The sequence below is a fragment of the Mesorhizobium sp. M7A.F.Ca.ET.027.03.2.1 genome (assembly GCF_003999175.1).
GTDB lineage: Bacteria > Pseudomonadota > Alphaproteobacteria > Rhizobiales > Rhizobiaceae > Mesorhizobium.
In genome coordinates this window covers 1-5,643 of the sequence record NZ_RZOM01000332.1, presented here as the reverse complement: position 1 = coordinate 5,643, position 5,643 = coordinate 1, and the positions used below count along the sequence as shown (strand labels likewise).

General features: G+C 62.3%; 8 protein-coding genes and 1 pseudogene. 1 reads left to right on the top strand and 8 read right to left on the bottom strand.

Translation table 11 applies throughout. From position 1 onward, the window contains the following. Nucleotides 1-165, top strand: a pseudogene (locus tag EN750_RS40775) (D-alanine:D-lactate ligase-like protein); the annotation flags it as partial. A 43-nt stretch (nucleotides 166-208) separates the two neighbouring features. Here EN750_RS40775 and EN750_RS16190 read toward each other — a convergent pair. The 8 genes from EN750_RS16190 to dnaJ form a co-directional block, all read right to left on the bottom strand. Further along, nucleotides 209-619 carry a GFA family protein gene (locus EN750_RS16190; protein WP_127397004.1) on the bottom strand — a complete coding sequence of 137 codons (411 nt, stop codon included), beginning with the start codon at nucleotides 617-619 and terminating at the stop codon, nucleotides 209-211. Nucleotides 620-660: 41 nt separating this feature from the next. After that, on the bottom strand, nucleotides 661-1,125 hold the full coding sequence (locus tag EN750_RS16185) for an SRPBCC family protein (protein WP_127397003.1): 465 nt from the start codon (nucleotides 1,123-1,125) through the stop codon (nucleotides 661-663). Beyond that, nucleotides 1,122-1,442: a helix-turn-helix domain-containing protein gene (locus tag EN750_RS16180; protein WP_127397002.1), complete on the bottom strand. Its 321-nt coding sequence runs from the start codon at nucleotides 1,440-1,442 to the stop codon at nucleotides 1,122-1,124. The genes EN750_RS16185 and EN750_RS16180 overlap by 4 nt, the downstream gene beginning before the upstream one ends. Nucleotides 1,443-1,700: 258 nt before the next feature. After that, on the bottom strand, nucleotides 1,701-1,988 hold the full coding sequence (locus EN750_RS16175; protein WP_023762651.1) for a DUF1330 domain-containing protein: 288 nt from the start codon (nucleotides 1,986-1,988) through the stop codon (nucleotides 1,701-1,703). A gap of 32 nt (nucleotides 1,989-2,020) precedes the next feature. Beyond that, the gene (pyrF, locus tag EN750_RS16170) at nucleotides 2,021-2,734 is read right to left on the bottom strand and encodes an orotidine-5'-phosphate decarboxylase (RefSeq protein WP_164873741.1); all 714 of its coding nucleotides are present in this window, start codon (nucleotides 2,732-2,734) and stop codon (nucleotides 2,021-2,023) included. Next, complete coding sequence (locus EN750_RS16165; RefSeq protein WP_127397001.1) at nucleotides 2,731-3,327, bottom strand: NADPH-dependent FMN reductase; 597 nt, start codon at nucleotides 3,325-3,327, stop codon at nucleotides 2,731-2,733. Before EN750_RS16165 ends, pyrF begins: the two co-directional genes overlap by 4 nt. A gap of 316 nt (nucleotides 3,328-3,643) precedes the next feature. Continuing rightward, nucleotides 3,644-4,249, bottom strand: a complete 606-nt coding sequence (gene pmtA, locus EN750_RS16160; RefSeq protein ID WP_127397000.1) for a phospholipid N-methyltransferase PmtA — start codon at nucleotides 4,247-4,249, stop codon at nucleotides 3,644-3,646. A 167-nt stretch (nucleotides 4,250-4,416) separates the two neighbouring features. Then, nucleotides 4,417-5,547 carry a molecular chaperone DnaJ gene (dnaJ, locus tag EN750_RS16155; protein ID WP_013528587.1) on the bottom strand — a complete coding sequence of 377 codons (1,131 nt, stop codon included), beginning with the start codon at nucleotides 5,545-5,547 and terminating at the stop codon, nucleotides 4,417-4,419. Between the last annotated feature and the right edge of the window lie 96 nt (nucleotides 5,548-5,643).

The following is a 5,643-nucleotide window of genomic DNA, read 5'->3' as shown; positions in this document are numbered from 1 at the left end:
GTCGAGGCCGACGATACCGTTCACCTCATCGAGTTCGAGGTCTGCCCCGGCCTGCCCTGCTTCGATTTTCGCGCCTATTGCCGCCAGCAATGGGGTCTTGAGCTGGCCGACGCCATGGCCAAGACAGCGGCGAGCCGGCTGATCGACCAAGAGCATCGCGCCTGAAGGCGCGACGGCAGATCGCGGGCCGACCGGCGGACGCGTTCCACTACGGCATTCGCTCGACCGCCTGCAAGGACGGATCCATCTTGTCCCAGGCATGGCCGTGGCTCGTGTAGGTCACCATCTGCGGGCTGAACTGTTCGGGATCGTCGAGGCTGGCCGCGTGGACCACTATCAGCTCGGGCATGGCGACGGGTATCAGAAAGACCGGCGTTCCGCAGGTTGGACAGAAGGTGTGGATTTTTTCGTTGCCGCTGGCGCCCCCCACGCGCCAGGTGCTCACCTCCCCGGTGATGGCCATATCGGCACGTTGGCCGAAGGTCAGGTAGGATCCGTGGCCGGTGCCTGAGCGCTTCTGGCAATCGCTGCACTGGCAGTGGTTCTGGAAGATCGGCTCGTCATTGGTTTCGTAGCGGATCGCGCCGCATGCGCAGCCGCCGGTATAACGCTTGGTCATTGTCATTCTCCACGGGCCTGATTCTGCTTGAGGTCGCAGCATCAGGCCGATTTCGGCTTGGCGAAAATGTCGATGCCTCTGCCGGTTTCGAGGAAGGATTTCAGGCTCGACAGCACCGCCGGCCAGCCTTGGCTGACGCCTTTCGCCATGCCGCTGCCGGCTTCGAGTTCGTCATGGCTGACGGTCAGTCGCACCATGGTGTCGTATTCCTCGATGGCGAACGTCACCTGGCTGGTTTTCGACGGATCGTCGGCCTGCGAAGCATTCGCCCAGGTGATGACAAGGCGGGTCGGCGGCGAAATCTCGACGACCTTGCCGACGAGCTCTACGGTCCGTTCGTCATTGGCGCGGATATGTTCCCATTTCGAACCCGGCGTCCATTCGGAGACGTTCTCGTGGCCCCAGTAGTGCTTCGCGATGTCGGGCTTGATTATGGCCTCGAACACCTTCTGCGGCGTCGAGCGGATATAGGTCACATAGACAAAGCTGGTCGTTTCCCTGGTCATCGGTCTTCTCCTTCGAGTTCTTGCTTCAGGTCGTGCAGCAGGCTGAGCCGCTGCCGTTCGAATTTCCGTACCCAGCGCTCGTAGACTTCGTGCAGCGGCACGGGATTGATGAAATGCAGCTTTTCGCGGCCGCGCTTGACCGTGCTCACCAGATTGGCCGCCTCCAGCAGGTCGAGATGCTGGGTGGCGGATTGCCTGGCCATGTCCAGGTTTTCGCAAAGCTGACCGAGCGTCTGCCCGTTCTGCTCGCACAGAAGGTCGAGCAGCCTTCTGCGTGTCGGATCGCCCAGCGCTTTGAAAACCTTGTCGGCGTCCATCTGCCTCACCTTGTTGTAGGCACAATATGCAGGTAAATACCTGCATGTCAACCGGCAATCCGACCCGCGTTGAATGACCGCTCGTCGGCACGGCTCCGCACCCGGCAACTGCGCCAGGCAGATGACCGTGAAATCGCCGGAGCAAAGAGATGTAAATGGGCCTGCGGGGCTTCAAACGCCGCCAGGCTTTATCCGATTTTGAGCATGATCTCCGGTGAAACCGGAATGACTTTCTTCGGAACTATGCTTGCAAGGACCTCAGGCGCCCTCGACCAGGACGATCTCGCCGTCGGCGACCTTCTGGCGGATGGCGACGGCGCGCTGGTATTCCGGCGAGTGGTAGCAATCATGCGCCGCAGCGAGCGATTCGAACTCGATGATGACATTGCGTGCGCGGCCGGGTCCTTCGGCCTTTTCATGCTCACCGCCGCGCGCCAGGAATTTCGCACCGAAGCGCTCAAAGGCAGGCTTGGCGGCGGCGACATAGTCCTTGTAGCCTTCCGCGTCGCGCACATCGACACGGGCGATCCAGTATCCCTTGGGCATCTTCTTGGTCTCCGAACTTGTTCTTGGAAATCTCAGGCCGAGCGCATCTCGTCGAGGATGGCTTCGGCCGCTTCCCGTTTGTTGGCCGCCGCCACGATCGGACGGCCGACGACGAGGTGGCTGGCGCCGTTGCGGATCGCTTGGCCCGGCGTCACCACGCGCTTCTGGTCGCCATGATCGCTGCCCGCCGGCCGGATGCCGGGCGTCACCACCGCCATGTCGGGTCCGACGATGCGGCGCACCGCCTCGGCCTCCGCGGCCGAGCAGACGATGCCGCCCATGCCGGCATGCAGCGCCTGTTCCGAGCGCCTGAGCACCAGCGTATGCGGGTCGTACTCGTAACCGACATCGATCATGTCCTGCTCGTCCATCGAGGTCAGCACGCTGACGGCAAGCAGGCAAAGGTCGCTGCCTCTGGCCGCCTCTACGGCGGCCTGCATAGCCTTCGGGTAGGCGTGGATGGTCAGCATGGTCATACCCATCTTGACGATGTTCTCGACGCCCTTGGCCACCGTGTGGTCGATGTCGAGCAGCTTCATGTCGAGGAAGACCTTGGTGCCGCCGCTGGCCAGTTCCCTGGCGAAATCGAGCCCGCCGGCGAAGGCAAGCTGGTAGCCGATCTTGTAGAAGGAGACGACGCCGTCGAGTTCGCGCACCGCCTGCTCGGCTTCTCTCACTGTCGGCACGTCGAGGCCGACGATCAGCCTTTCCTGCATGGATTGGGCCTGCAAGGTGCTGGCAATCATGTCTCTATCCGGGTGGACAGCATGCGCGAGGTTTCGATCAGCGTGCGGCATAGATGCTCCATCGATGTGTACAGTCTTTCGTCACGGAAATTGCCGTCCTCGTCGAAGGCGCTGCCACCCTCGGGCACCGAGCATTCCGGCGTCACCACCTCCATCCGGCAACGTACCAACACGGCGCGCAGATGGTTGATGCAGCGGATGCCGGCAAAGTGCCCGCTGGAGGACGAACAGAGGCCAACGACCTTGCCGGCAAGTGGCCTCACCGGCCGCCCGCCATCCCTGCGCACCCGGCTCACCCAGTCGATCGTGTTCTTGAGCAGCGGCGGAATGGAGCCGTTATATTCGGGCGTGGCGATCAGCAGCCCGTCATGGGCGATCACCAGACGGCCGAGTTTCTGGGCGTTTTCGGGAACACCCTTTTCCTTTTCCAGATCCTCGTCCAGGATCGGCAAGGGATAGTCGGCGAGCGAGATGCGGGTCACCTCGGCGCCTTGCATGGCAAGTTCCTTCTGCGCCACGTCGGCCGTCCTGCCGCTATAGGCGCCGCTGCGCACCGAGCCGGCGAAGACGAGGATTTTCGGGATCACTGCCATTGGCCACCCTTGTTCCCGGACAGGTACAGCCAAGGACCGAGCAAATCAACGCCAACTTCGTCATCCCTGGGCGAAGCAGGAGCGAAGCTCCGTCGTGGAGACCCTGGAATCCATTCCGTGACAGCTATCCAGGAGTGCAGCGGAACAGAATTCTGCGCCGTAGCGGCGCTCGGAAGTCGCGGCATGGATCCTCGGGTCTGCGCTGCGTCGCTACGCTCCTTGCTCCGCCCGTGGATGACGAAGCGAGGGACGTTCCCGCCATTGCCAAGGTATGCGGTGAGCACTGGCGATCCGCGAACAACCCCGCGCCGACAAATTAATGCGCTTCGCGGCGGTAGATCCACAGCTGGGTCGGCGGGATGTTGCGAAGGATGAAATCGAAATGCTTGACCGTATAATTGCCACGGCCGGCCGGAATCGGCGACATCGGGCCGTAGGTCAGCTGCACGATCGGCCCTCCGGCCGGGATGCGGTCGAGCAGGCTCTCGATATAGGCAATGCGCTGGGCGACTGGGAAGTTGAGCAGCGGCACGCCGGAAACGACGGAATCGAAGATCATCCCGCTCTTGTCGCCAAGCGTGGCGTTGAGATTGAAGGCATCGCCCTCGATGACGTTGACGCCGGGATAGAGCCGCCGCAGATGACGGACGAAATCCGCGGAATACTCGACCGCGTAGAGGTTTTCGGGCCGCACGCCCTGAGCGAGGATGGCGCGGGTGATGACGCCGGTACCGGGGCCGACCTCAAGCACCGGCAGGCCGGATTTAGGATTGACGATCGAGGCCATTTTGCGCGCGGTGACCGAACTGGTGGGCACGATCGAACCAACCGCCTTCGGCTTGTCGATCCAGCCCTTGAAGAATTTGAGTTCGTCGTCGAACTTTTCGACAAGCGCCTTCCGCAGTCCAGGGCCACGTGTCATGCAAGCTCTCCTCAGCGCTCCCCGCAAAGTTACTTAGCACCTGAGCGGTGCTAGGCAAGGCGCGGCCGGACGCATGTCGTGGATAAGATAATTTTCGTCGCGTCTCAAGGGGTGACGCGATTCAAGGATTTACGCGTTGCAAATCGGCTTAGGCTGGCCAAAGTGCATCAACGTTCGCCGAAGGACTCGAAAAAATCCTTCATGCGGGCAAAAAAGCCGCTCGATTGGGGCGAATTGTCCTGCGAGGAGAGCTGTTCGAACTCCTCCAGCAGCTCACGCTGGCGGCGGGTCAGGTTCTGCGGCGTCTCGACCGCGGTCTGGATGTAGAGGTCGCCGACATTGGGCTGACGCAGCACAGGCATGCCCTTGCCCTTGAGACGGAACTGGCGCCCGTTCTGCGTGCCCTCGGTCACCTTGACCTTTGTCTGCGTGCCGTCCAGCGTCGTCACCTCGAAGGAGCCGCCAAGGGCTGCCGTCGTCATCGAGATCGGCACCTTGCAATACAGGTCGGCGCCGTCGCGTTGGAAGAACTCGTGCGGTTTGACCGCCAGGAAAATATAGAGGTCGCCCGATGGCCCGCCGCGCAGGCCGGCTTCGCCCTCATTGGCAAGGCGGATGCGGGTGCCGTCCTCGATGCCGGCCGGGATGTTGACCGACAGCGAACGCTCCTCGGTGACGCGGCCCTGGCCGGCGCATTTCGGGCACGGATCCTTGATCGTCTGGCCGCGGCCCTGGCATTGCGGGCAGGTCCGTTCGATCGAGAAGAAACCTTGCGTGGCGCGCACCTTACCGTGGCCGTTGCACATCGAGCAGGTGACGGGCTGGGTGCCGGGCTTGGCGCCGCTGCCCGAACATTCAGAGCAGGAGATCGACGCCGGCACCCGGATCTGCGCGGTCTTGCCGGCAAAAGCCTCTTCCAGGGTGATTTCCATGTTGTAGCGCAGGTCGGCGCCGCGTTCGCGGCCGCCCGACGAACGGCGCTGGCGCCCGCCCATCATGTCGCCGAAAATGTCCTCGAAGATATCGGCGAAACCGCCGGCGCCAAAACCTTGCGCGCCGCCATTCATGCCGCCCTGTTCGAAGGCGGCGTGGCCAAAGCGGTCGTAGGCCGCGCGCTTCTGCGGGTCTTTCAGCGTCTCGTAGGCTTCGTTGATTTCCTTGAACTTGTGCTCGCAGGAATGATCGCCGGGGTTGCGATCGGGATGGAACTGCATGGCAAGCTTGCGGAAAGCGCTCTTGAGCTCCTTCTCGTCGGCGCCTTTTTGGACGCCCAGCGTCTCGTAGAAATCAGCTTTCATTTTTTCCCGCTGTCCGGATGCTCAACGTCTTGAAGCATTGTTGCGTCTCTTGCCGGCACTGACGTTTCGATTTAGGTGCGATGGAAGGGGGATGCC

Excerpts from the sequence above, each read along its gene's own strand:
- EN750_RS16190 (WP_127397004.1), bottom strand. The coding sequence starts at position 619 with ATGACCAAGCGTTATACCGGCGGCTGCGCATGCGGCGCGATCCGCTAC.
- EN750_RS16185 (WP_127397003.1), bottom strand. The coding sequence starts at position 1,125 with ATGACCAGGGAAACGACCAGCTTTGTCTATGTGACCTATATCCGCTCG.
- EN750_RS16180 (WP_127397002.1), bottom strand. The coding sequence starts at position 1,442 with ATGGACGCCGACAAGGTTTTCAAAGCGCTGGGCGATCCGACACGCAGA.
- EN750_RS16175 (WP_023762651.1), bottom strand. The coding sequence starts at position 1,988 with ATGCCCAAGGGATACTGGATCGCCCGTGTCGATGTGCGCGACGCGGAA.
- pyrF (WP_164873741.1), bottom strand. The coding sequence starts at position 2,734 with ATGATTGCCAGCACCTTGCAGGCCCAATCCATGCAGGAAAGGCTGATC.
- EN750_RS16165 (WP_127397001.1), bottom strand. The coding sequence starts at position 3,327 with ATGGCAGTGATCCCGAAAATCCTCGTCTTCGCCGGCTCGGTGCGCAGC.
- pmtA (WP_127397000.1), bottom strand. The coding sequence starts at position 4,249 with ATGACACGTGGCCCTGGACTGCGGAAGGCGCTTGTCGAAAAGTTCGAC.
- dnaJ (WP_013528587.1), bottom strand. The coding sequence starts at position 5,547 with ATGAAAGCTGATTTCTACGAGACGCTGGGCGTCCAAAAAGGCGCCGAC.